Source organism: Paramicrobacterium chengjingii (assembly GCF_011751765.2).
Taxonomy (GTDB): Bacteria; Actinomycetota; Actinomycetes; order Actinomycetales; family Microbacteriaceae; genus Paramicrobacterium; species Paramicrobacterium chengjingii.
This window is the reverse complement of record NZ_CP061169.1, coordinates 2,418,804-2,442,241: the sequence shown is the minus strand read 5'-3', so window position 1 is coordinate 2,442,241 and position 23,438 is coordinate 2,418,804. Positions and strand designations below refer to the sequence as shown.

Here is a 23,438-nt window from a genome sequence, read left to right as displayed (position 1 = left end):
GACCTTTCATCGTTCGTCGTGCTCCAGCATCCGGTGCGGTTGTCGGCGTGCATCAACTCGGCTTCTCCGCCCTGGGCCGGGCGTAGTACCACCAGGCGAGCCATGTGCAGAAGCCGCACCAGACCGCGCAGATGATGAAGAAGACCATCGGGCTCATCACAGAGAGGGCCATGCCGACGAGAAACGGGCCGAACGAGCCGATGGATGCTGTCCAGCCGATTGTTCCGCCCGCCTGCACCTTCGTGAAGATCATGGGCATCTGCTTGAACGTACCCGCGTTGGCGAAGCCCGAGAAGAAGAAGATCAGCAGCATTCCGGTGAGAAAGCCCCAGAACTCGTCGACACTCGACGGCGTGAGAAAAAACAGGGTGACGATCGTGCCCGCTGTCATGCCGGCGCCGCCGATGAACGTGAACTTCGCTCCGCCCCATCTGTCGCAGAGCGGACCGCACGCTGCACGGATTCCGGCACCGAGCAGCGGGCCGATCCACGCCCACGCGAGCGGGTTGGGAGCATTGTCGAAGCCGCCATAGACGTGTGCGATGATGAGGCCGGTCTGCGCCGCGAGTCCCGAGAACGCGCCGAACGACATGAGGTACAGCGCCGACATAATCCAGGTGTGCTTGAGGCCGAAGATGTTCATCTGCTGCCGAAAGTTGGCCTTCACGGGAACTCGGCGCAAGAACACGATGCCGGCGATCGCGGCGAGCAACACCCACGGCACCATCACGAGACCGCCGTTGTGCAGCCAGACGAGGGTGCCGTCCGTCTGCGACTGCGGGGTCAGAGCGGCGGTTCCAAGGAGGCCGAAGCCGACGACCCACGGAACGAGAAACTGCACAATGCCGATTCCGAAGTTGCCAATGCCGGCCTGCAAACCGAGAGCCGTACCTGACAGCCGCTTAGGAAAGAAGTAGCTCGTTGACGCCATGAGGCCGCTGAAGCTGCCTCCGCCGACGCCTGCGCTGAACGACAGGAGCATCAGAAACCAGAACGGAATCGTGGGGTCGCGCACCACGAACGTCCAGCCGAGCAGCGGAACGAGAAGCAGCAGCGCCGAGAGCGCGACAAGTGTGCGGGTGCCGAGAAGCGGCGGAAGAAACATGAAGATCAGGCGAATAAGGCCGCCCGCGAGCCCGGGGAGGGCCACGAGCCAGTAGAGTTCTTGGTCGCTGAGTGAATAGCCGATGTCGTTGAGGCGCGGTGCAATGGCGCTGACGAGATACCAGGTGGCGAACGCCAGGATCATCGTGTACGTGGTGATCCAGAGTGTGCGCCAGGCGAGTCTGCTGTCCCAGGTCTCTGGCTGTTCTGGATCCCAATTCGACAGGTCGGGCTTCAAACGGAGGGCATCGTCGTTCATGCCCGTCGTCGAGTCCACGTTTCCTCCTTCAACCGCGTGGCGCTGCAGTCGAAATCAGTGTCTGTGCTTCTAAAAATGGAGCCTATCGAGGGCCGACGTGGTTAGGACAGCCTAAGTTCTCTGAGCTAGCGGTCGGGATAGAACCCCCGGATGCTTTGAGTTTTGCCGGCAATCGGGATGCCCGCGCGCGTAACCACGGTGCTTACACAGACGTTCATTCGAGTGGCCGATACGCGTCGTGATCATCGACATTGTGCATGCTGCGGACATTGTGCAGAGGTGCGCGGATGCACGTTGTCCACAGGTGCGCACGATTCAGCGAGACCGGGTGCGCACCGCGCAGCGAGGCTGAGCGTTGCCTACACTTGCGGTATGGAACACGCCTCATCGAGAAGGGTCGCCCGAGTCATCACTGTGTCGGATCGCGCCAGCACCGGGCAGCGCGAAGACAGGTCGGGGCCAGCCGCCGAAGCGTTGCTTGAGGAGGCCGGATGGACGACAGATGTTCGGGTCGTTCCCGATGACATCGACGCGATTACGGGGAGCATCCGCTCAGCCATCGACGCCGGATGTCGGCTCGTCGTCACCACGGGCGGCACGGGCGTTGCACCTCGTGACGTCACACCGCAGGCGACGGCTCCTCTGCTGCGGCTCGAACTGCCGGGCATCGCCGAGCAGATTCGGCGCGTGGGCGCCGAGAACGTGGCTGGGGCGATTCTCTCTCGCGGTGTGGCCGGGGTGCTCGGCACAGCGCTCGTCGTGAATGTGGCGGGCTCGACCGGGGCGGTGCGCGACGGCATCCCGGTAATACTCTCGGTCGCCGACCACGTGCTGAGTCAGCTGGACGGAGGCGACCACTGATGATCGTGTTGACCCGTGTTTCTGAGACTCCGCTTGATGTCACAGGGCACATGGATGCTGTCGCGCACGACTCGCAGGGTGCGACGGCATTGTTTGTCGGAACCGTGCGTGACAATGACCCGGATGCAGTGGGCCGTGTCGCCCGGCTGGAGTACAGTGCGCACCCCGATGCCGACGCCGTGCTCGCCGAGCTGGCGGCGTCGGCGGATGCTGAGGGGCTGCGCATTGCCGTGAGTCACCGCATCGGCAGCCTCGCGATTGGTGATGCGGCGATCGTGTGTGCCGTGTCAAGCGTTCACAGGGCTGAGGCCTTCGACGTCTGCCGCGCTCTCGTGGAGTCTGTCAAGGCGGAGCTTCCGGTGTGGAAGAAGCAGATTGAAGCAGACGGCAGCTACGGCTGGGTGGGTCTCGGCCGCCTGGCGTAACGGGGCGCTCGCGGCTGGCTGCCGCGCAGAATCCGGTGTGGGGGTTTTCGCCGTCGGACGGTCGGTGTACCGTGTGGCGCATGAACGACACAACGACGTCTCGCAATGATGATTCGACACCAAGCGCAGCGGTTCGTGACTGGTTGCTCGATACCGACCCCGCTCTGCGATGGCAGGTCGAGCGCGACATCACCCGGGCCCCCGGTGAGACGTGGCAGGCGACGCGCTCGCGCGTGGCGACTGAGGGATTCGGCGCGCGGCTGCTCGCGGAGCAGGATGCTGATGGGCAGTGGGCGGGAGGCGCATACTTTCCGGCAGGCTACTTCGGCAGCCCCGAAGCCGACGAGCCGGGTCAGCCGTGGACGGCGACGACGTGGACCCTCAAGGACCTGCGCGAGTGGGGTCTTGATGCCGAGGTGCTCGAGGGAACAGCCGAGAAGCTGGCGGCAAACAGCCGCTGGGAATACGAGAACCTGCCGTACTGGGGCGGCGAGGTTGATGTGTGCATCAACGCGTTCACGTTAGCGACCGGTGCGTGGCTCGGCGCCGATGTGTCGCAGCTTGCGGCGTGGTTTCCGGCGCATCGACTCGCCGATGGCGGGTGGAACTGCGAAGCGGAGGAGGGGAATTCGACGAGATCGTCGTTTCACTCAACGTTGAATGCGGTCAGAGGGATGCTGGCGTACGAGAAGATCACCGGTGACGCGAGCCTGCGGGACGCGCGTCACGGCGGGGAGGAGTACCTGCTGTCGCGGCAGCTGATGTATCGAGAGTCAACGGGGGAGCGGGTCGGCGAGTTCATTGATCAGTTCATCTATCCGGATCGGTATCGGTACAGCGCCTTGGCCGCGCTCGATCATTTTCGCGATGCGTGCCGTCACGAGGAGACGCCGCCTGACCCTCGCCTCGCTGAGGCTGTCGACGTGGTCAGGGGAGAACGGCAGCCGAACGGGACATGGCTGCAGGATGGTCGGATGCCTGGGCGCGTCTGGTTCGATATCGACGTCGCTCCGGGGCAGCCATCACCCTGGCTGACGCTGTTTGGAACGCGTGTGCTCGACTGGTGGGATCACGAAACGTGACGTCGTGAACGGAACGGCCAGCCGTCCGGAGAACGACACAGCTCGCAGCATCCGCGTCATATTTCATTTGTGACGCGTAACATCCGTGACAGCAAGTGCTTGTCGGTGCAAGTATTTACACATGATCACTTCGCTTCCCATTCTCGACATGTCCCGCCTCGACGCCGGTGCCGATGAGGCCGCTGCGTTCCGCCACGAACTCCGTGAGGTAACGCACGACGTCGGCTTCTTCTACCTGGTGGGGCATGGCGTTCCGCAAGAGCTCATCGACGACGTCGTCACGGTGTCACGGCGCTTCTTCGATCTGCCCGCCGAGCAGAAACTCGCGATCGAGAACGTGAACAGCCCGCAGTTCCGCGGCTACACGCGTATGGGCGGCGAACTCACGGCGGGCGAAGTTGACTGGCGCGAGCAGATCGATGTGGGGCCCGAGCGCGACGTGGTGCCTGCCGGCGACGGCATCGCCGACTACTGGCGCCTCGAGGGGCCGAACCAATGGCCGTCCGAGCTTCCCGAACTGCAGAAGACGGTGACCGAATGGACGGACCGCCTCAATGAGGTAGCGCTACGGTTGTTGCGGACATGGGCCGTCTCACTCGGAGCCCCTGAGAACGCCTTCGATGAGGCGTTCGCCGACGATCCGTTCTCTGTGCTGAAGATCGTGCGCTACCCGGGCGAATCAGATCCCGAGCCCAAGCAGGGCGTCGGCCACCACCGCGACGGTGGCGTGCTGACGCTGCTGCTCGTTGAGGAAGGAAAAGACGGACTTCAGGTCGAGCACGAGGGGGAATGGATTGACGCTCCCAGCGTGCCCGGAGCGTTTGTCGTGAACATCGGTGAGATGCTTGAGCTCGCCACGGGCGGATACCTCAAGGCAACTCTGCACCGCGTGATCTCACCGCTGAAGGGCACCGATCGTATTTCTCTGCCGTTCTTCTTCAACCCGCATCTCGACACGCGAATGCCCCAGCTTGAGCTCAGCCCAGAGCTCGCAGCGAAAGCGCGCGGCCTGTCGGTCGACCCGACGAACAGCCCGATTCTCGAGACCTACGGAGACAACGCGCTGCGCTACCGACTGCGGGCGCACCCGAACGTCGCCGACGTGCACCACGGCGATCTGCTCGCCCGGGCGTAGCCGCGGCGCTTGGCGGTGACCCCCGGGCGGAGCGCTATCCGCCGGCGAACGGCGGCAGAACGTCGACCGTGGCGGCATCCGGAATTTGTGCATCGTCGCCGAGGCGCGACCCGTTGACCATGAGTGAGCACCGCCCGAGAACGCCGGCGAACTCTGCGCCGTGCGACTCGGCCAGGTGCTGCTTGAGCGCACCAACAGTGGATGCCGCGTCAAGCTGCAGCTCGTCGCGGCCCGCGGCATCCGCGGCCCCGGCGAAATAGCGAACGCGAATCATGACGCTCTCCGTTCCACGAGCTCAAGTGTCGTGCGCACGGCATCGTCGAGGGCGGCTCCGCGTGCGACAGCCATGCCGACAAGATACGTCGATACGGGCCCGGCCGGGCGGGTGACTCCGTGCGCGACGTCGCGCGTGAGGTCGAGAAGTCGCGACGTCGGCACCGTGCTCGCATCGATGCCGAGCGCCGTGGCGAGCTCGACAATCCACTCGTCGAGCTCAGCAGGTGTGTCAGCCATGGGTGTCCTCTCTCTTGCTTCGATAGTCGTCGATCGCCGTCCAGGTATCAAGGTCAGTGCTGGCACCGGACTCGTCGGGCACATCGTGCACGCGGATGTTGGCGAGTAACTGCCTCATGGATGCTCCCGCCGTGTCCGGCAGCGCGCCCACAGCTGAACGCAGCGATGCCGTGCGGTAGCGGCCCGCGAGCCACTGCCGCCTGCCCGCGGCGTCGACGAGTACCGCGGCGTCGAAGTCCGGCGGGATTGCCGCGCTCAGCGTGGCGACGACCTCGGCAGCGCGCGGCAGATCGCACGCGAGCAGCCACGTCTCGTCGGGCTGGTTCGGGGCCCGACGAGGGTGCCGGGACGAGGGGAATGTGCTGGCACAAGGACGATTCTCGAATTTCGCCCTCGTGCCGGCACAGTTTCCTCGTGCGAGCACGGTGTCAACCTCGAGCGCCTTGAGTGCTGCGTCGATGGCGGCGACGGGTCCCGTGAACGGCGGATCTTCGCGCACCAGCGTCATCGCCGTGCGGCCGGGTGTCGTCGCGAGGTGCGGCGGGCCGACGACAATGACAGGGGCGCACCCCACGACAGCGGCGAGGGCGTGGTCAAGAAGCATCCGGCCGTCGATTTGGATGCTCGCTTTGTCTGCGCCGTCGAGTCGTGAGGCGCGGCCGCCCGCAAGAACGATCGCCGCGTGTGGCTGCGCCGCGGCATCCGGTGTCGCCGTGTCGTGCGCAGTGTTCTCAGGCACCGCGCGCCCAGTCCCCGCTCTTGCCCCCCGTTTTGCGATGCAGCTCGATGCTCTCGATCGACGTTGCCTTGTCGAGGCCCTTCACCATGTCGACGACGGTGAGGGCGGCGACGCTCACGGCAGTGAACGCTTCCATTTCGACGCCTGTGCGGTCTGCGGTGCGCACCGTCGCCTCAATGGCGACGCCTTCGTCGCGCACCTCGAGCTCGACGGCGGCACCGTGCACGCCGATCACGTGGGCGAGGGGCAGCAGCTCTGGGGTGCGCTTCGCCGCCTGAATGCCGGCGATGCGTGCGACAGCGAGCACGTCGCCCTTGGGCGTTGTGCCGTCGCGCAGGGCAGCGATGACATGCGGGGCGCAGCGCACGAAGCCGCGGGCGGTGGCGCTGCGTACCGTGGGCGTCTTCTCGGTCACGTCGACCATGCGCGCCTGGCCGCTTTCGTCGAGGTGGGTGAACGGCTGGTCGGCGTTCTGCGCGCCCATCACGAGAGCACCATCACAGTCACAGCATCTCCTTCGTCGACGTGGTCGATATCGGCGGCAACGATTGCAAGCCCCTCGGCATCTGCCAGCGAACTGACCAGGTGTGAGCCGCTGCCGCCATGTGAGGCGGGCTGCACGATCTGGTCGTTGAAGATCACCGGCAGAATCTGAGCGCGACCGGCGGGGGTGCGCCAGCCGATGGCGGCCGCCCGCGTGACGCGTGGGCGGTCGATGTCGGCGTGCCCGGCCATCGCACGCAGGGCGGGGCGCACGAACATCTCGAACGACGCGGCGACGCTCACCGGGTTGCCCGGAAGACAGAACACGAGGGTGTTGTCGAGCACTCCGAACCCCTGCGGTTTGCCTGGTTGCATGGCTACGCGATCAAAGCGAATGGATGCTGTGCCATCAAGCACAGCCTTCACAACGTCGAATGCGCCGACGCTGGCGCCGCCCGTCAGCACGATCGCATCGCTCACGGCGCGCGCCTCGTCCACGGCGGCCCGCAGTGCGTCGTTGTCGTCGGGCACAGTCGTCGACGACGTCACCTCGACCCCCGACGCACGCAGCGCAGCCGACAGCAGAATGGAGTTGGACTCGGGAATCTGGCCGCGCGCGGGAGTTGCGGCGGGGTCGATCAGCTCTGAGCCGGTGGAGATCACGGCGACTCGCGGGCGGCGATGCACCGAGATGGTGGCGTACCCCGCGGCGGCGATCGATGAGAGCTGCCACGCCCCGAGTTCAGCGCCGGCGCTCACGGCGATGCTTCCGGCTTCGGCGTCGCTTGCCTTTCGACGAATGTGCGCGGAGGCGTGCGGCTGCTCGGTGATGGTGATGAACTCGGGCGGCGTCTCGGAGATTGACGTTCCGATGTCGGTGTTCTCAAGCGGCACGATCGCATCGGCGGCGCTCGGAACGGGCGCCCCGGTCATGATGCGCACCGCCTCGCCGACGCCGAACGACGGGTCTTCGGCCGAGCCGGCGGCAACATCGGCGACAATGCGCAACCGCGCCCCAGCGACAGCATCGTCTCTGTGCACGGCGTAGCCATCCATCGCCGAGTTGTCGAACAGCGGCACGGGCCAGCGGTTCTGCACGTCTTCCGCCAGCACGAGCCCGAGGGCGTCGCGCAGCACAACGGAATGAGTCGGCAGCACCCGCGCTTCAGCGAGGATGCGCTCTCGGTGCTCGTCGATGCTCGTCAGCTGTGGGCCGGTGGCGCACGCGTCGTGCTGGTGTTGGCCGTGCTCGTGCGGATGCTCGCGCTGTCCGTGCTCGTGCCCGCTCATGCGTGACTCCTCTCAGAACGCTCTGCGCGTTCGGACCACGCGGCGTAACCGCCGTCGAGCAGCCGAATGTCGGCGTCGGGGTATGCTGCCGCAAGCGCTCGAGCTGCAGAGCGTGCGCGCGGGCCCACCTCGCAGAACACCACGACAGTGTCGTGGATCTCAACGGATGCGGCATCGCCGAGCACCTGCGACAGGGGAACGGAGATGGCCCCGGGGATGCTGCCACGGGCAAACTCGTACGGCTCGCGAACGTCGAGCAACGTCGCGTCGGCGACATCGTTGAGGTCGTCGAGCGCAACGTGCGGCGGTCTGCGCGGCGTCGCCGGGCTCGGCAATGCCGGTGCAGCGCTCTGCCCTGACGCATCCGGAACCACAGGCACTTCGCGCTGGCGCTGCCCAAGCGCATCCAGCACGAGCATGCGTCCGAGCAGAGCGTCTCCGATTCCACAGATGAGCTTCACTGCCTCGGTGACGAGAATGCCGCCTAGCTGGCCGCAGAGCGCACCGAGCACTCCCGCTTCTGCGCACGACGGAACCTCGCCGGGCGCCGGCGCGACGGGGAACACATCGCGCAGCGTAACGGCCGGCCCCGTCGGCGGCCGCGACCAGAACACGGTGGCCTGCGCGTCGAAGCGCAGCACGGAACCCCACACGAGGGGGATGCCGAGAGCGGCGCACGCGTCGGCGACGGCGTATCGCGTGTCAAATGTGTCGCTGCCGTCGATGATGAGGTCGTAGTCGGCGAAGATCGACGCCGCATTGTCGGCGGTGAGATGCTCGCGATGCTCGATCACCCGCGTGTGCGGAGAAAGCGACCGGACTCGGTCGGCCGCGACGCCCGACTTCGGCTTACCGACATCTGCCGACGAGAAGATCACCTGTCGCTGCAGGTTGCTGGCATCAACGACGTCATCGTCGACGATTCCGATGGTGCCTACGCCCGCAGAGGCGAGGTAGAGCAGCACGGGGGAGCCGAGGCCTCCCGCGCCCAGAACGCCGACACGTGCAGCGAAGAGGCGACGTTGCCCCGGTTCGCCCAGTTCGGGCAGGCGCAGCTGCCGGGCAGCACGTTCGCGTTCTCCGGCGGGAAGCCGGTCTGCGGGCGCGACGAGAGGGGGAAGAGCCATGCATCAACGCTAGCGCGAACGACAGGGGAAAGCTCGTGATGAGACCGTGAATACCATCAGCGCAGCGTCGAGTTCATTTCACACTATGAAATCACAATTCCATATCTTCGCCGTTGGTCCTCAATTAACTCCGCAGATGCGGTGTTATTCTGCACATATGACCGCATTTCGCATCAGTGAGGCTGCGCCGCTTCTCGGAGTGAGCGACGACACGTTACGTCGGTGGATCGATTCGGGGCAGCTGGCATCGGGGCGCGACACCGCAGGTCGCATCGTTGTAGAGGGTGCAGACCTCGCTACGCATCTGCGCGACTCCGCCCACGGGCCCGACGATCCGGTGCACCGGGCCTCGAGCGCGCGCAACCGATTTGTGGGAATCGTCACCAATGTGATCTCCGACACGGTGATGGCGCAGGTGGAGCTGCAGTGCGGCCCCCACCGCGTCGTCTCGCTCATGTCGAGCGAAGCGGTGCGCGATCTCGAACTCGAGGTCGGCTCGCTCGCTACCGCTGTTGTGAAGTCGACGACCGTGATCGTCGAGACCGCCCGTGAGAACTGAACAGGAGAAGGCTCGTCAATGAAACCTCCGTCGCGACGCATCACAGCGTCACTCGCTGCCGTCGCTGCTACCGCGCTCGTTTTCACCGGATGCTCGAACACGGCGTCGCCTCAAGAAGACAGCGCGACGGCATCCTCTCCCCTGATCATTTTCGCCGCGGCGTCGCTTCAGGGCTCTTTCGACGAACTCGCTGAGCGTTTCGAGGCGGAGCATCCCGAATACCCCGTCGACCCGATCGTCTATGACGGCTCCCAGGCTCTCGCCACGCAGATCGTCGACGGCGCCGACGTCGACGTGATCGCGTTCGCCAACGAGCCCAGCTTCGAGCCCGTCGCCAATGCCGACGCGGCAGATCAGAGCACGATCTTCGCGACGAACACGCTGCAGATCGCCGTCGCCCCCGGCAACCCGCAAGGCATCGACGACCTTGACGATCTCGCAAGCGGCGACCTCTCTGTTGTGTTGTGCGCCCCCGAGGTGCCGTGCGGCGCCGCTTCGCAAACGCTTCTCGACGATGCGGGTGTCAGCGTGACGCCCGTGAGTGAAGAGACGAACGTCACCAGCGTCGTCACGCGGGTGAAGAACGGCGAAGCGGACGCCGGGCTTGTCTACGCCACGGATGTCGCCGCTGCGGGCGACGAACTTGAGGGCATCACCCCCTCGAACGCGGATGCTGCCGTCAACCGGTATCCGATCGCGGTGTCGAACAACGCGCCGTCGCCGGATGCTGCCCAGTCGTTCGTCGACTATGTGCTCTCTGACGCGGGGCAGAAGATTCTCGCCACGTACGGCTTCGGATCGCCGTGACCATTCCGCGCGGGCTCTACATTCCGGCGATCGCCGCACTTGCTCTGCTGATACTTCCGATCGTCGGCCTGATCTCACGTGTGCGCTGGCAGACACTGCCGGGCGACCTGTTCTCTACAGAGGCTCTCACAGCACTGTGGCTCTCGGTGTCGACGGGCGCGATCGCCACGGCGATCTGCCTCATCGTCGGGGCGCCGCTCGCGGTGGTCATCGCCCGCTCCAGCATCCGCACCGCCGCTGTCCTGCGCACCATCGTGCTGATTCCGCTTGTGCTTCCGCCATTGGTCGGCGGACTTGCGCTCATCTCACTGCTTGGCCGCTCGGGTCTCATCGGCCAGCCGATCTTTGAGGCGACAGGATGGAGCCTTCCTTATACGACAGCTGCCGTTGTCGTCGCCCAGACGTTTGTGTCGATGCCCTTTCTCGTCATCACGCTTGAGGGTGCCATCCGCACCTCGGGAACCTCGCACGAGCAGATCGCGTCGACGCTCGGGGCCGGCCGCTGGCGGGTGCTGAGCCGCGTGACGCTGCCGCTCATCATGCCGGGTCTCGTGGGCGGCACCGTTCTCTGCTTCGCCCGTGCCATCGGCGAGTTCGGGGCAACAGCGTTGTTTGCGGGCAACTCCGAAGGAGTGACGCGCACCATGCCGCTAGCGATCTACACGGCGTTCAATGGCGTCGGCGTTTCACAGGACTCTGCCGTCGCGCTGTCGCTTCTGCTGCTGGTCTGCGCCGTCGTCATCGTGGGCGGCATGCGCTCGTGGCGAGAGGATGCCGTGCGATGACCAGCCCCGCCGTGCACAGGTTCGGAGATCCTGAGCGACACGCCGACAATGACGGCTCGGATGCTCCAAATCACGCCGATTCTCCGAATTTGTGCACGCCCGCTCCGCAGCTTGACGCGCACGTTGTCGTGCATCGCGCCGACTTTACTGTCGACGTCGAGCTCACGGTCGCTGCGGGGCGCTGCCTCGCCGTGTTGGGTCACAACGGAGCGGGCAAGTCGACGCTGCTGCACGCCATCGCGGGACTTCTCGCGCTCGACGACGGCCACGTGCGGTTGGGCGACCGCGAGCTTGAGGGCCACGCGGCCGTGCGCGTGCTACCGCAGCATCGGCAGATCGGACTGCTCGACCAGAAGCCGCGGCTCTTTCCCCACCTCGACATCGTGCACAACGTCGCCTTCGGGCCGCGCTCGCAGGGCATCAACCGGCGCCGGGCCCTGGCCATTTCACACGACTGGCTGGAGCGCATCGGCCTCGCACACCGCGCCGCGTCGAAACCGCACCAGCTCTCGGGAGGACAGCAGCAACGCGTGGCTATCGCCCGTGCGTTCGCCGCGGAGCCGCAGGTGCTGCTGCTCGACGAGCCGTTCGCAGCGCTCGATGCCGAGAGCGCGCCGAGCGTGAGGCGAATGCTCGTCGACGAGCTGGCACGCACGAAGACAACGAGCATCCTCGTCACCCACGACCTCGCCGATGCCTGGCAGCTTGCCGACGATTGCGTCGTGATTTCGGCGGGCGCGGCTGTCGACAGGGGTGCCCCCGATCGGCTCGCCGTGGAACCGAGGCATCCATTCACCGCCGCGCTCGCCGGCTATGCCGTGGTGCGGGGAATCTGGCGATCGGGTGCAATCTGGTTGGGTGAACGGATGCTGAAGGGCACCGCAGTTGAGCCGCTCGCCGACGGGCAGGCAGCAATCGGCATCGTCGCGCCCTCGAGTGTTGCTGTGTCGAGCACCGCAGTGCTCGCGGGCACCGCGTCTTCGGGGCACGGTGCATGGAAGGCGACGTTGACCGCGGTGTCGACGCGTGGCGGGGTCGTGCGCCTCGAAGACGCGTCGGGCCTCGTGGCCGAGCTGCCGTTCGCTGATGCCAGAACATTTGCGGGCGGGCGCCTGCCGTCACCGGGCGACGTGCTCTGGTTCTCACCCGATCCGACTCAGTTACGTGTTCTCCCCGCGTGACCGAGGATCACGGTGCCGTAGACATCTCGGCGACGTGCTGACATGATTTTCACGTGGCCAGCGCACCGAGTGATGCACAGCAGCGTGCGAGAGATCTTGCGCTCCTTCGCCGTGTGCGCGACCGCATTGACCGTGAGTTTGCGCAGCCCCTCGACGTTGAGGCTCTTGCCCGCGGCGTCAACATCTCGGCCGGTCACCTGAGCCGCCAGTTCAAGCTGGCCTACGGCGAGGCACCGTACTCATACCTCATGACCCGCCGCATAGAGCGCGCCATGGCGCTTCTGCGTCGCGGCGACGTGAGTGTCACTGACGCCTGCTTTCAGGTGGGATTCTCCTCGCTCGGCACATTCAGCACGCGCTTCACCGAACTGGTTGGCATGTCGCCCAAACGCTACAAGTCCGACATCGACCGACACGAGGGAGTGCCCGCCTGCATTGTGAAGCAGATTTCACGACCGATCAGAAATCGAGAAGTACCGGGGCAAGCGCCGCTCTAGGCTGACACTCATGACAATCACCATTGACACCACAGTTCTGCCGCACACCGACCCCGACGAATCGCTGGCGTTCTATCGAGACGTTCTTCACTTCGAGGTGCGCAACGATGTGGGCACGGGCGCTATGCGCTGGGTATCGGTCGGCCCCGCGGGTCAGCCCGACGTGACTCTGCTGCTTGCTCCTCCCGCCATCGATCCCGGCCTCACCGACGATGAGCGCCGTGTCATCTCGGAGATGATGGCGAAGGGAACCTACGGGTGGCTTCTGCTGGCTTCAGATGATCTCGACGGGTTGTTCGAACGCGTGCAGGCCACCGACACCGAGATTGTGCAGGAGCCCACGGACCAGCCGTATGGGGAGCGCGACTGCGCGTTCCGCGACCCGGCAGGCAACCTCATTCGCATTAAGCAGGCGCGCTGACCACTCGTCAGCTTCTCCAGCATCCGAAAGCCGAAAGAGAAGGAACGATGAGCACTGAGTCCTCAGAGTCTGGCATTGCCTCAGCTGACCGCCACGACACGATCCGCGTCGTTGGTGCGCGCGAGAACAATCTCAAGAACATCTCCGTGGAGATTCCCAAGCGACGCCTCACCGTGTTTACGGGGGTCTCGGGCTCGGGCAAGAGCTCGCTCGTCTTCTCGACGATCGCCGCCGAATCGCAGCGCATGATCAACGAGACCTACAGCTCGTTCGTGCAGGGGTTCATGCCGAATCTGCCGCGCCCCGACGTAGACGTTCTCGAGGGTCTCACGACGGCGATCATCGTCAATCAGGAGCGCATTGGTTCCGACCCGCGCTCGACGGTCGGCACGGCCACAGACACGGGTGCAATGCTGCGCATTCTGTTCAGCAGACTCGGCGATCCCCATATCGGATCGCCGCAGGCGTTCTCGTTCAACGTCGCCTCCATCAGCGGTGCCGGCGCCGTCGCTTTCGAACGCGGGGGCAAGACGGTGAAGGAGCGTCGCGACTTCAACATCGTGGGCGGCATGTGCCCGCGGTGCGAGGGTCGAGGCCAAGTGAGCGATTTCGATCTGACGGCGCTGTTCGATGAGACGAAGTCGCTGAACGAGGGCGCGTTGCTTGTTCCCGGCTACACGGCCGACAGCTGGTACGGCCGCATCTACCGCGGCAGCGGCTACTTCAACAACGACAAGCCCATCAAGGACTTCTCGGCGAAACAGCGCGACGACCTGCTCTACAAGCCGGCGACCCGCATCAAGGTCGAGGGCATCAACGTCACCTATGAGGGTCTGATTCCGAAGATTCAGAACTCGATGCTGTCGAAAGACAGAGAGGCGATGCAGCCGCACATTCGCCGGTTCGTCGACAGCGCCATCACGTTCGACACCTGCCCGGAGTGCGACGGGTCGCGATTGAGCGACACGGCACGGTCATCGAAGATCCGCGGTCTGAGCATCGCCGATATCAATGCCATGCAGATCAGCGATCTGGCCGAATGGATGCGGCAGCTCGACGAGCCGTCGGTTGCCCCTCTCGTCACCGCACTGTGCGAGACGCTCGATGCGTTCGTCACGATTGGGCTCGGCTACCTCTCGCTTAACAGACCGGCCGGAACTCTGTCGGGCGGCGAAGCGCAGCGCACAAAGATGATCCGGCACCTCGGTTCGAGCCTCACCGACGTCACCTATGTGTTTGACGAGCCGTCCATCGGCTTGCACCCGCACGACGTTCAGCGTATGAACACGCTGCTGCTGCAGCTGCGCGACAAGGGAAACACTGTGCTCGTCGTCGAACACAAGCCGGAGCTTATCGGCATCGGTGATCACGCCGTCGACCTGGGCCCGCTCGCGGGCACCGAGGGCGGCCAGATCATGTTTGAAGGATCCGTCGAAGGGCTTCGCGCAAGCGACACCGTCACAGGCAAGCATCTTGACGACCGTTCGCGGGTCAAGAGCGAGGTCAGAGAATCAGCGGATGCTCTCGAGATTCGCGGTGCCAGCACAAACAACCTGCAGAATGTCGACGTCGACATTCCGCTCGGCGTGCTGTGTGTGCTGACGGGTGTGGCAGGGTCGGGCAAGAGCTCGCTCGTCACCGGATCGCTCGCGAAGCACGACGACGTCGTGCTTGTCGACCAGCAGCCCATCAAGGGGTCGCGCCGTAGCAATCCGGCGACGTATTCGGGGCTGCTTGAGCCGATTCGCAAGGCGTTCGCCAAAGAGAACGGCGTCAAGCCCGGCCTGTTCTCTGCCAACTCGGAGGGTGCCTGCCCCATGTGCAATGGTGCCGGCGTTGTCTTCACCGATCTCGGTGTGATGGCAAGCGTCGAATCGACGTGTGAGCTGTGCGAGGGCAAGCGGTTTCAGGCAGAAGTTCTTGAATACCTCTACGGAGGCAAGAACATCAGCGAGGTGCTGCAGATGTCGGTGGCGCAGGCCGCCGAGTTCTTCGGCGACGGTGACGCGAAGCTGCCTGCCGCCCACAAGATCCTCGAGCGAATGGTCGATGTCGGCCTCGGATACCTGACGATCGGGCAGCCGCTCACGACTCTTTCGGGCGGAGAACGGCAGCGGCTCAAGCTCGCCATTCAGCTGGGCGACAAAGGCGGCATCCTTGTTCTTGATGAGCCGACGACCGGTCTGCACCTTGCCGATGTCGAGAACATGCTTGCTCTGCTCGACCGCCTCGTCGACTCGGGCAAGTCGGTGATTGTGATTGAGCACCACCAGGCGGTGATGGCGCACGGCGACTGGATTATCGATCTTGGGCCGGGAGCCGGGCATGACGGCGGTCGCGTGGTCTTTGAGGGCACTCCAGCTGATCTTGTAGCGACGAGGTCGACACTGACGGGTGAGCACCTGGCGGAGTACGTGCAAGCCTGAGCATCCGAGCGTCGTGCGCTGTCACAGCGCGGCCAGACGGCGGGAATACGTCGCCAGTGCATCGGCGATTGCATGCAGATCCGTGGCGTCGTCGTCGACGAGCCGTTCAGAGATCCACGTTCGAGCCAGCGTAGCTGCAGGGATGCCTGCACGTTCTGCGGCGGCTTCGAGCGAGGCGATCTCTGACTCCGTCAAGCGGATCGATTATACCCGGGAGGACCTTCCGCGGCGAGTGATCTTGGTTCCGGCATTCGCGGGCGCGTCGGGGTTCGCCTCGGCAGCTTCAGCTTCAGCTTCGGTGCGAAGAAGAGCGGAAATATTCTGCGTGTCGTCGGTCATGGTGTGTCGCCTCCTGTGAGGTATCGGCGTTTGTCTGTGGAGTTCGCGGGCCAAGAATTCACCCCATGTCGGACGCCACCGTCGTCGAGCACGATGACGGTGAGAAGCCGACTGGTGGACGTGGCGCGGCCAATGACTCGGACGCTTCTGCCGCTGACGCTTGCTGGATCCGGAGTGAAAGTTATTGCGTCCGGGTCTGCGGGCGCGTCGTTTGCTTCTTCGGGAGCCACGCCGTGGCGCGTCATTATGTAGTTCCCGCGATGTCTCCAATCCGCGTCGAGAGCCATAGGGATTTCGTAATACGTATCGTCATACAGCTCAATGGTCGGAGCCTGAGCATCCACCATGTTCTACAGACGGTAGAAGCGTGTAGGTTTAAGGGAGACCACGGTACGTGAGGAGTGAGGGTGTCTCGTTCGATCTACATCACGTCAGCCGAAGGGTACTCGGGCAAGTCGACAGTCGCTCTGGGCGCACTGGACACCCTGACGCACCAGGTGAAACGCGTGGGCGTCTTTCGCCCAATCGCGCGCTCAACCGACAAGCGCGACTATGTGCTTGAGCTGTTGCTCGGCCACGACGGCGTTGACCTCGGCTACGACGAGTGCATTGGCGTCACGTACGACGACGTGCACGCAGACCCCGAGGCCGCCCTCTCGACGATCGTGAGCCGTTACAAGGCAGTCGAAGAGAAATGCGACGCTGTCGTGATCGTGGGAAGCGACTTCACCGACGTCGGCAGCCCCACCGAGCTCGGTTACAACGCGCGTATTGCCGCAAACCTCGGCGCTCCCGTTCTGCTGGTGCTCGGCGGCCGCGAGGGGCAGGGGCATGGCGAACGTCTCGGCTTGGCCGAGGGTCGCACGGCCAGCGAGATGCGCCAGATCGCCGACCTTGCCCTCGTTGAACTGAACGACGCGTTCGCCACTCTGCTCGCGATCGTCGCCAACCGCTCCGATCCCGACCATCTCGACGAAATCACGCGGGCTATCGGTGAAGTGACGGGAGGCGCCCCGGTGTGGGCGATTCCTGAGGAGCCCTATCTCGTCGCTCCCACAATCGGGCTCATCAAGGATGCTGTCGCCGGCACGCTCATCAAGGGCGAAGAAGAGTTGCTCACCCGCGAGGCTCTCGGCGTCGTGATCGCCGGTATGAGCATGGAGAATGTGCTGCCGCGCCTCACGGAAGGAGCCGTCGTCGTTGTTGCGGGTGACCGCACGGAGACTCTGCTTGCTGTGCTGCTGTCGCAGCAGTCTGCGGCGTTCCCCTCGATCTCGGGAGTCGTGCTCAATGGTGGTTTCGAACTGCCCGAGTCGATCAACAAGCTCATTGAGGGTCTCACGGTGAAGCTGCCGATCATCGCCACGGAGTGGGGAACGTATGACACGGTCATGCGCATTACCCACACGCGTGGCCGGCTCGCCGCGGAGTCGCAGCGCAAGTTCGATTCGGCGCTCTCACTCTTCGAGAAGCACGTGGACAAAGAGACGCTGGTGAGCCTGCTCGACGTCGCAAAGACCGATGTGGTCACGCCGCTGATGTTCGAGTTCAGCCTGCTCGACCAGGCTCGGCGCCGGCCACGCCACATCGTTCTGCCCGAGGGTGACGAAGACCGCGTGCTGCGAGCCGCCCACACGCTGCTAGCACGTGAAGTTGCGCAGTTGACGATTCTCGGCGAGAAGTTCGAGGTGATGTCGCGGGCCATCGAGCTGGGCCTCGACATCTCGGCGGCCGAGGTGCTGTCGCCGCACGATCCGGTGCTCAGCATGAAGTTTGCGCAGGAGTACCACCGTCTGCGCGAGCACAAGGGCGTGACGCTCGAGCAGGCGCGCGAGGTTGTTACCGACGTGTCGTACTTCGGCACCATGATGGTGCACATGGGACTTGCCGACGGTATGGTCTCGGGTGCGGCTCACACAACGGCGCACACGATCCGCCCCGGCTTCGAGATCATCAAAACGAAGCCAGGCACCTCTGTCGTGTCGAGTGTGTTCCTCATGGCTCTCGAAGATCGCGTGCTCGTCTACGGAGACTGCGCCGTCATTCCCGACCCGACAGCGGATCAGCTCTGCGACATCGCGATCTCATCGACGGTGACGGCCAAGCGATTCGGAGTCGAGCCGCGCGTCGCCATGCTCTCGTATTCGACAGGAGAGTCGGGCACGGGCGCCGATGTCGACAAGGTGCGCCAGGCGACGGCCCTCGTGCGTGAGCGCATGCCTGAGATTCTGGTGGAGGGGCCGATTCAATACGATGCCGCGGCCGACGCAGCGGTGGCGGCAACAAAGCTGCCGCAGTCCGACGTCGCCGGGCGTGCCACGGTGTTCATCTTTCCCGACCTCAACACCGGTAACAACACGTACAAGGCGGTTCAGCGATCTGCCGGTGCCGTGGCGATCGGCCCGGTTCTGCAGGGTCTCAACAAGCCCATCAACGATCTTTCTCGAGGAGCACTCGTGCAAGACATCGTCAACACCGTAGCGATCACGGCGATTCAGGCGGCATCCTCATGACCGCCGTTCTGGTCATCAATTCCGGCTCGTCATCGTTCAAGTACCAGCTGATCGAGATGGATGCTGAGACCACGCTCGCGCGCGGGCTTGTCGAGAGCATCGGGGCTGACGAATCGCACATCGTGCACGACGTCATCGACGACGACGGCGCTGCCGAGTCTTTCGAGCAAACGACGCAGATTCCCGATCACACTGCTGGGTTCACAGCGATGCTCGATGCCTTTGCCGACCACGGACCGTCGCTGGCGCAGCATCCGCCGGTCGCCATCGGACACCGCGTCGTGCACGGGGGAGCGCGCTTCTTCGAGCCCACCGTTATCACCAACCTGGTGAAGATCAACATCCAAGATCTCTCGGAGCTGGCGCCGCTGCATAATCCGGCGAACGTCGAGGGCATCACGGCGGCGCAGCAGACATTTGGCGACGTGCCGCATGTCGCCGTCTTCGATACGGCGTTTCACCAGACGCTGCCACCCGAGGCATTCACGTATGCGCTCGATGCCGATACGGCGAAACGCCACCGTGTGCGCAAGTACGGTTTTCATGGCACGAGTCACAAGTTCGTCTCAGAGGAGGCAGCGAGGTTTCTCGATCGCGACAATGCCGCCCTCAACCAGATTGTGCTGCACCTCGGCAACGGTGCATCGATGACCGCGGTGCGTGGCGGCGAGTCTATTGACACGTCGATGGGGCTCACTCCGCTGGAGGGTCTGGTGATGGGAACGCGCACGGGTGACATCGACCCTGCCGTCGTATTCCACCTGCACCGGCGTGCCGACATGGGTGTTGCGGAGCTCGATGAGCTGTTCAATACCAAGAGCGGAATCTACGGTCTGTCGGGTCTGCAAGACATGCGCGATCTCACCGAGCAGGCGAACGCCGGCAATGAGGCGGCGCGGACAGCGCTTGACGTGTATGTGCATCGCCTCAAGCAGTACCTCGGCGGCTACGTCTTTCAGCTCGGCCGCGTCGACACGATCGCCTTTACGGCGGGCATCGGTGAGAACAGTGCCCAGGTGCGGGCCGAGACGCTCGCGGGTCTTGAGAACTTTGGCGTGAAGATGGATGCTGCTCGCAACGAGCGGCGTTCACGCGGCATCCGGGTGATCTCTGCCGATGACTCGACCGTCACCGTTCTCGTTGTGCCGACGAACGAAGAGCTCGAGATCGCTCGCCAGACTCTTTCGGCTGTGTGAGTTCGATGTGGCTCAGCCGTGCTCGCCGAACGTGGGCGGCAGTTTGCAGAGATCGTAGTAGTGGTCGCGGGGAAACTCGTTGTCACTGAGGTCGACGTTGAAGTTCGCTTTGCCGTGGGGGAGCTGATCACCCTGGAACGTCCACACCGTGTAATGCCAGACACCGATCACTGTGTTGTTGAGTAGGCGTTCGCCGTCGACGAGTAGAAGCGTGTCGTTGTCGGTTCCCTTGAGAGTGCCGGAGCGAAACGGATCTACGATCTCTGAACGAAGAGTCTCTTCGTCGACGGAGCCGATCGAACGTCGAACTACCGACTCATTGCGATCACGAAGTACCTGTGCGAGGTCGTCGGCGAATGCGGATGCTGCGTTAGCTGTCACTCCCTCGACGGCGACGAGACGTCTGCCGTGTGGGTTGTTGTGCAGAATCTGGTCGGCGATGCGGCCGAGCACGCTGGCTCTGCTTTCGGGGGTTGCGACCATGCTTTCAGATTACTCGTCTGACTTCTGGGCCTATCGCGGTGGCTTCCCGAGCGTTGGCCTTAACGACGCACTTTGCCTTCCCCGAGTCAGGCACGAGAATCGCACCAATCAGCCGTTCACAGTGACGGAGCATGTCCCGGACCCGAGCAAAGCGGGAATAGTCGCCGTGACGTAGGAGAGTTTGGACTTCCACCCGCTGGCCGGGGCGACACCCTCCATGCCCACGTAGAACGCACTCGACCCCAATAGTGAACCGAGGAGTCCTCCGGAATACGTCGTCGTATAGACGCCATTGCTTGGCCCGGTCGTGCTCGCGCCTGAAAGCAACCCGATCCCGTTGAGGAGCCCAGCAACATCTTTGTTGCCGTAAACCTCGATATCTGACCCGGCATACGCATTGTTTGGCACAGTCCAGGTCAAGATAATCCGTGGCCCGAGCAGCAGTACATTCGACGCCGTACAGGAGGTGATGTGAGGGGCTGGCACAGTCGTTGCAACGAGCGTCGCGCCAGCTAATTCGCCATCGGTCCACGATGCTTCGGTTTGTTCCGGCGCGGGCATCAGCAACGTCAGCGCCACGAGAATTGCACTGAGGAGCGCCAGGACCTTGCCACGACCGAGGTGGCCGGCGCGGGGCGGCGCGTGACGGCCGCTCACGACTTTCTCCGAGACCGAGCGGCGATGCCTGCAATGAGAAGGCCGAGAACGATCGCGCCGATGGCGAGGCCGAGCGGCAGCCACAGGTCTGTACCGGTTCGGGGGAGCGTCGAGGCTTCCGAGCTGTCACTGACTGACTCACCATTCGCGGTCACACGAACGTCAGCAACCATGCTGCCGTGACTGTCACCAGGCAACGACACAGTGAACAGCAGCCAGCGCTGCTCCGCCGTTGGCATGGCCAGAAGTTCAATGTTCTTCTGGTCGCCCGTCAACGACGCCACATCTGCGACACTCGACTCGTCACCGGGGCAGGTTTTGCCCACCCATTTCACGGTGCACGCGCGTATTGACACGTCGAGATCGAGGTCGCCGCGCGACGTGAGATCAATGACGGCTTCTCCCGCCGTCGGGCTGTCGATTGTTACTCCGACTTGCCAGTCAACAGGCACTCCGGGCGACAGCGACGTCATTGCCTGATCGTCGCCGACTGTCGTGATCGAGATGTAGTCCCCGGTCACCGTGTTATCTGCGGCGTGGGCGGCGGAAGTCGGGGCAACGGCGAGAGCGAGTCCACCCACAAGAATCGTGGTTGCCACCAAAGTCGTTGTGCGGGCATGACGCCCGGAACGTTCCCGATGCTCAGAGCGACCTTGCTGTTCAGAGTCTTCTCGTTGTTCCGTCTGCCTTCGGCGCTTCGCACTGGTGCCGCGTCGGGGCCAGAACGCCCAGGTGACCAGAATGGATGCTCCGATGGTGAGCCCGCCGAGCACGAACGGGTTCGACATCCAGACGATCACGTTCGCGATCGCGGGAACAGACCACAGCACGGTGCGCACGTGCGTGACCTCATAGGGAGCGGGGTCAGGGTAGTCGTTCGCATCGCCCTGCATGGTGATCGAGCGCTCTGTCCCCGAGCCCTCCACCGAGATGACGCGGTGAGTGATGGGCAACTGCCCCTCCCGATCCACGGTGACGACGTCACCTACCGAGATTTCGGAAGCCGGGATCTCTTTCACCACGGCCACTGATCCTTGAGGAATCGTCGGTGACATCGAGCCGGTCTTGAACATGATGAGTGAGATGTGGAACACCATGCTCAGTACGACGAGAACAATGCACACCAATCCGGCGATGGCAGCGACGTTCAGCAGCATCCCGCCCAGGATGCTGCTGACACGTCGCTTCGTTACTGCGATGATTCCCCCAGTTATGACGATGATGTTGCAGTGACGGTCCAGCTGGCGTCGACGGACGTTCCTTGAGCCTCGTTCGGCGTGCCGACCGGCAGCGTGATGGCGAAGCAGTAATTCACCTGATCGCTCCCGCCCGATGACAGTGTGCGCGCCGCCGTGCCGTCTGTGGCTACGGAATCGCCGCCAGCGAATGTCGTCGCGTTGCAGTCAGCACCCGCGATCGTCCTCACGCTGTAGGTGAGCCATTGGCCGAGCCCGGTCGAATTTCCGGATGCGGCGGACAGCGCTACAGTGCCGCCGACTGTCGAATCGGCTGTTGTCTGTACTGAATACGCGGCATACGCGGTTGATCCCGGAGACATTGCGTCGAACGGTGCAGTAAACGTGAGCGCGGCTGCGCTTGCGGCATCCGGATGCTCCGAGAAGTCCACGCCGTTCGTCGCACCGACAATTCCGAAGGTGCTCGCAGAGAATGTTCCCTGCGCGAACTCGGAATCATTCCACGCCGCTACGGTGACGGCGGCGCCGACGCCCAGCACGAGCGCTCCGGCGAGCACGGCACGAAGTTTCGTGAACCAACTCGCCGGGCGCCTGCGCGGCTCAGAGGCGGAGGCGACGGATGTCGCGCTGTGGCGACCCATATGCAACCTCTTAGAGTTCGGTCGTCGACACGGCGTCGAACGTCCAGGTGATGCTTCCGGTGGCGCCCTGCACGAGAGTGTCATCGGCGCTGACCTGGAAGCAGACGAAGACAGGCGTGTTCAACGCCGTCAGCGAGAAGGCAGCTCCGTCGTCGGCTCCAGCGGCAAACGTTGTCGCATCGCATGTGGTCGAGTCTGTATAGACGTAGCTTGCTGTGGTGCCGACGAGAGCACTGGAGGTGTCTTGCGTCACAGTGACGTCGGCTGCGTAATCAGATGTGCTGATGAGCCGCACAGCGAAGCCCTCGTACACGCTGTCATCGGGCGAGAGCGAATCTGCACCCACCTCGAATTCGAGCGTCGCGGCGTTGGCCTCGTCTTCATGCTCGGAAAACTCAGTGCCGTTGGTCGATCCCTCGATGCCGAAGTTGCCCGCGGCGAACGTTCCGGTTGCGACCTCAGAGTCGTTCCACGCGGCAAGTGTGATGGCCGCTCCGACGCCGAGAACGAGACCGCCGGCGAGGATCGCCCTGACCTTGGTGAAACGGCGTTTGCCTGTGCCGGTCGCCTCTGTTGACTGTGACATTTCTGATTCCCCTCATGAATCATCGACCACGGCTCCTCGCCGTGTCCGGTAACCATAAGCATGGCTTCGAGTCTCGGAAAGAGATTGCGCTGAAATACCACGTGAACTGGGGGTATGCAGTTCCACATTCCGC

The 23,438-nt window shown here is 64.0% G+C and carries 28 protein-coding genes; 13 read left to right on the top strand and 15 right to left on the bottom strand.

The genetic code is table 11. The features are described 5' to 3' along the window. Positions 1 to 52 precede the first annotated feature (52 nt). Positions 53 to 1,381, bottom strand: a complete 1,329-nt coding sequence (locus HCR76_RS11900; protein ID WP_244971385.1) for an MFS transporter — start codon at positions 1,379 to 1,381, stop codon at positions 53 to 55. 354 nt (positions 1,382 to 1,735) lie between these two features. Between HCR76_RS11900 and HCR76_RS11895 the strand changes: the two genes are divergently transcribed. From HCR76_RS11895 to HCR76_RS11880, 4 genes are all read left to right on the top strand, one after another. After that, entirely contained in the window at positions 1,736 to 2,224 is a 489-nt protein-coding gene (locus HCR76_RS11895; protein WP_166990638.1) for a MogA/MoaB family molybdenum cofactor biosynthesis protein, read from the top strand. Beyond that, complete coding sequence (locus HCR76_RS11890; RefSeq protein ID WP_166990634.1) at positions 2,224 to 2,649, top strand: molybdenum cofactor biosynthesis protein MoaE; 426 nt, start codon at positions 2,224 to 2,226, stop codon at positions 2,647 to 2,649. Before HCR76_RS11895 ends, HCR76_RS11890 begins: the two co-directional genes overlap by 1 nt. A gap of 80 nt (positions 2,650 to 2,729) precedes the next feature. Next, the gene (locus HCR76_RS11885) at positions 2,730 to 3,731 is read left to right on the top strand and encodes a squalene cyclase (protein WP_166990631.1); all 1,002 of its coding nucleotides are present in this window, start codon (positions 2,730 to 2,732) and stop codon (positions 3,729 to 3,731) included. Positions 3,732 to 3,852: 121 nt separating this feature from the next. Then, positions 3,853 to 4,866, top strand: a complete 1,014-nt coding sequence (locus HCR76_RS11880) for an isopenicillin N synthase family dioxygenase (protein WP_166990629.1) — start codon at positions 3,853 to 3,855, stop codon at positions 4,864 to 4,866. A gap of 34 nt (positions 4,867 to 4,900) precedes the next feature. Here the strand turns inward: HCR76_RS11880 and HCR76_RS11875 are convergent, their stop codons facing one another. The 6 genes from HCR76_RS11875 to HCR76_RS11850 are packed head-to-tail and all read right to left on the bottom strand — an operon-like array spanning position 4,901 to position 9,018. Continuing rightward, complete coding sequence (locus HCR76_RS11875; RefSeq protein WP_166990626.1) at positions 4,901 to 5,140, bottom strand: MoaD/ThiS family protein; 240 nt, start codon at positions 5,138 to 5,140, stop codon at positions 4,901 to 4,903. After that, entirely contained in the window at positions 5,137 to 5,379 is a 243-nt protein-coding gene (locus HCR76_RS11870) for a DUF6457 domain-containing protein (RefSeq protein ID WP_166990623.1), read from the bottom strand. The genes HCR76_RS11875 and HCR76_RS11870 overlap by 4 nt, the downstream gene beginning before the upstream one ends. Further along, positions 5,372 to 6,118, bottom strand: a complete 747-nt coding sequence (gene mobA, locus HCR76_RS11865; RefSeq protein WP_166990620.1) for a molybdenum cofactor guanylyltransferase — start codon at positions 6,116 to 6,118, stop codon at positions 5,372 to 5,374. Before mobA ends, HCR76_RS11870 begins: the two co-directional genes overlap by 8 nt. Further along, on the bottom strand, positions 6,111 to 6,602 hold the full coding sequence (gene moaC / locus HCR76_RS11860; protein ID WP_166990618.1) for a cyclic pyranopterin monophosphate synthase MoaC: 492 nt from the start codon (positions 6,600 to 6,602) through the stop codon (positions 6,111 to 6,113). The genes mobA and moaC overlap by 8 nt, the downstream gene beginning before the upstream one ends. Further along, positions 6,602 to 7,891 (bottom strand): molybdopterin molybdotransferase MoeA, encoded by a 1,290-nt coding sequence (locus HCR76_RS11855; RefSeq protein WP_166990615.1) that lies wholly within the window; start codon positions 7,889 to 7,891, stop codon positions 6,602 to 6,604. Before HCR76_RS11855 ends, moaC begins: the two co-directional genes overlap by 1 nt. Beyond that, positions 7,888 to 9,018 (bottom strand): ThiF family adenylyltransferase, encoded by a 1,131-nt coding sequence (locus HCR76_RS11850; RefSeq protein WP_166990612.1) that lies wholly within the window; start codon positions 9,016 to 9,018, stop codon positions 7,888 to 7,890. Before HCR76_RS11850 ends, HCR76_RS11855 begins: the two co-directional genes overlap by 4 nt. A gap of 157 nt (positions 9,019 to 9,175) precedes the next feature. Between HCR76_RS11850 and HCR76_RS11845 the strand changes: the two genes are divergently transcribed. From HCR76_RS11845 to HCR76_RS11815, 7 genes are read left to right on the top strand one after another with little or no spacing between them, the layout of a single operon-like run. Then, a complete protein-coding gene (locus HCR76_RS11845; protein WP_166990609.1) occupies positions 9,176 to 9,577 on the top strand; it encodes a TOBE domain-containing protein in 402 nt (133 codons plus the stop codon). Positions 9,578 to 9,595: 18 nt separating this feature from the next. Next, positions 9,596 to 10,384, top strand: coding sequence for a molybdate ABC transporter substrate-binding protein (gene modA, locus HCR76_RS11840; protein WP_166990605.1), 789 nt, complete (start codon positions 9,596 to 9,598; stop codon positions 10,382 to 10,384). Then, positions 10,381 to 11,169: a molybdate ABC transporter permease subunit gene (gene modB, locus HCR76_RS11835; RefSeq protein WP_166990602.1), complete on the top strand. Its 789-nt coding sequence runs from the start codon at positions 10,381 to 10,383 to the stop codon at positions 11,167 to 11,169. Before modA ends, modB begins: the two co-directional genes overlap by 4 nt. Beyond that, positions 11,166 to 12,350 carry a sulfate/molybdate ABC transporter ATP-binding protein gene (locus tag HCR76_RS11830; protein WP_166990598.1) on the top strand — a complete coding sequence of 395 codons (1,185 nt, stop codon included), beginning with the start codon at positions 11,166 to 11,168 and terminating at the stop codon, positions 12,348 to 12,350. The genes modB and HCR76_RS11830 overlap by 4 nt, the downstream gene beginning before the upstream one ends. 53 nt (positions 12,351 to 12,403) lie before the next feature. Next, the gene (locus HCR76_RS11825; RefSeq protein ID WP_166990595.1) at positions 12,404 to 12,847 is read left to right on the top strand and encodes a helix-turn-helix transcriptional regulator; all 444 of its coding nucleotides are present in this window, start codon (positions 12,404 to 12,406) and stop codon (positions 12,845 to 12,847) included. Between the two features lie 10 nt (positions 12,848 to 12,857). Beyond that, entirely contained in the window at positions 12,858 to 13,268 is a 411-nt protein-coding gene (locus HCR76_RS11820) for a VOC family protein (RefSeq protein ID WP_166990592.1), read from the top strand. 47 nt (positions 13,269 to 13,315) lie between these two features. Further along, positions 13,316 to 15,694 (top strand): ATP-binding cassette domain-containing protein, encoded by a 2,379-nt coding sequence (locus tag HCR76_RS11815; RefSeq protein ID WP_166990589.1) that lies wholly within the window; start codon positions 13,316 to 13,318, stop codon positions 15,692 to 15,694. Between the two features lie 21 nt (positions 15,695 to 15,715). Here HCR76_RS11815 and HCR76_RS11810 read toward each other — a convergent pair whose 3' ends face one another. The 3 genes from HCR76_RS11810 to HCR76_RS11805 are packed head-to-tail and all read right to left on the bottom strand — an operon-like array spanning position 15,716 to position 16,380. After that, positions 15,716 to 15,889, bottom strand: a complete 174-nt coding sequence (locus tag HCR76_RS11810; RefSeq protein WP_166990587.1) for a hypothetical protein — start codon at positions 15,887 to 15,889, stop codon at positions 15,716 to 15,718. A gap of 9 nt (positions 15,890 to 15,898) precedes the next feature. Further along, positions 15,899 to 16,033, bottom strand: a complete 135-nt coding sequence (locus HCR76_RS17625; protein WP_280529484.1) for a hypothetical protein — start codon at positions 16,031 to 16,033, stop codon at positions 15,899 to 15,901. Then, the gene (locus HCR76_RS11805) at positions 16,030 to 16,380 is read right to left on the bottom strand and encodes a BrnT family toxin (protein WP_198248046.1); all 351 of its coding nucleotides are present in this window, start codon (positions 16,378 to 16,380) and stop codon (positions 16,030 to 16,032) included. Before HCR76_RS11805 ends, HCR76_RS17625 begins: the two co-directional genes overlap by 4 nt. A 60-nt stretch (positions 16,381 to 16,440) precedes the next feature. On the opposite strand from HCR76_RS11805, the gene pta reads away from it, so the two are divergent. Beyond that, entirely contained in the window at positions 16,441 to 18,546 is a 2,106-nt protein-coding gene (gene pta, locus HCR76_RS11800) for a phosphate acetyltransferase (protein ID WP_166990584.1), read from the top strand. Then, on the top strand, positions 18,543 to 19,742 hold the full coding sequence (locus tag HCR76_RS11795; protein ID WP_166990581.1) for an acetate/propionate family kinase: 1,200 nt from the start codon (positions 18,543 to 18,545) through the stop codon (positions 19,740 to 19,742). The genes pta and HCR76_RS11795 overlap by 4 nt, the downstream gene beginning before the upstream one ends. A gap of 12 nt (positions 19,743 to 19,754) precedes the next feature. Here HCR76_RS11795 and HCR76_RS11790 read toward each other — a convergent pair whose 3' ends face one another. The 5 genes from HCR76_RS11790 to HCR76_RS11770 form a co-directional block, all read right to left on the bottom strand. After that, the gene (locus HCR76_RS11790) at positions 19,755 to 20,225 is read right to left on the bottom strand and encodes a nucleoside/nucleotide kinase family protein (RefSeq protein ID WP_166990578.1); all 471 of its coding nucleotides are present in this window, start codon (positions 20,223 to 20,225) and stop codon (positions 19,755 to 19,757) included. 108 nt (positions 20,226 to 20,333) lie between these two features. Then, positions 20,334 to 20,882, bottom strand: coding sequence for a hypothetical protein (locus HCR76_RS11785; protein ID WP_166990574.1), 549 nt, complete (start codon positions 20,880 to 20,882; stop codon positions 20,334 to 20,336). Beyond that, positions 20,879 to 22,039 (bottom strand): signal peptidase I, encoded by a 1,161-nt coding sequence (locus tag HCR76_RS11780; protein WP_166990571.1) that lies wholly within the window; start codon positions 22,037 to 22,039, stop codon positions 20,879 to 20,881. Before HCR76_RS11780 ends, HCR76_RS11785 begins: the two co-directional genes overlap by 4 nt. Positions 22,040 to 22,092: 53 nt before the next feature. Then, entirely contained in the window at positions 22,093 to 22,719 is a 627-nt protein-coding gene (locus HCR76_RS11775) for a SipW-dependent-type signal peptide-containing protein (protein ID WP_166990568.1), read from the bottom strand. Between the two features lie 10 nt (positions 22,720 to 22,729). Beyond that, positions 22,730 to 23,305, bottom strand: a complete 576-nt coding sequence (locus HCR76_RS11770) for a SipW-dependent-type signal peptide-containing protein (RefSeq protein ID WP_235934246.1) — start codon at positions 23,303 to 23,305, stop codon at positions 22,730 to 22,732. Between the last annotated feature and the right edge of the window lie 133 nt (positions 23,306 to 23,438).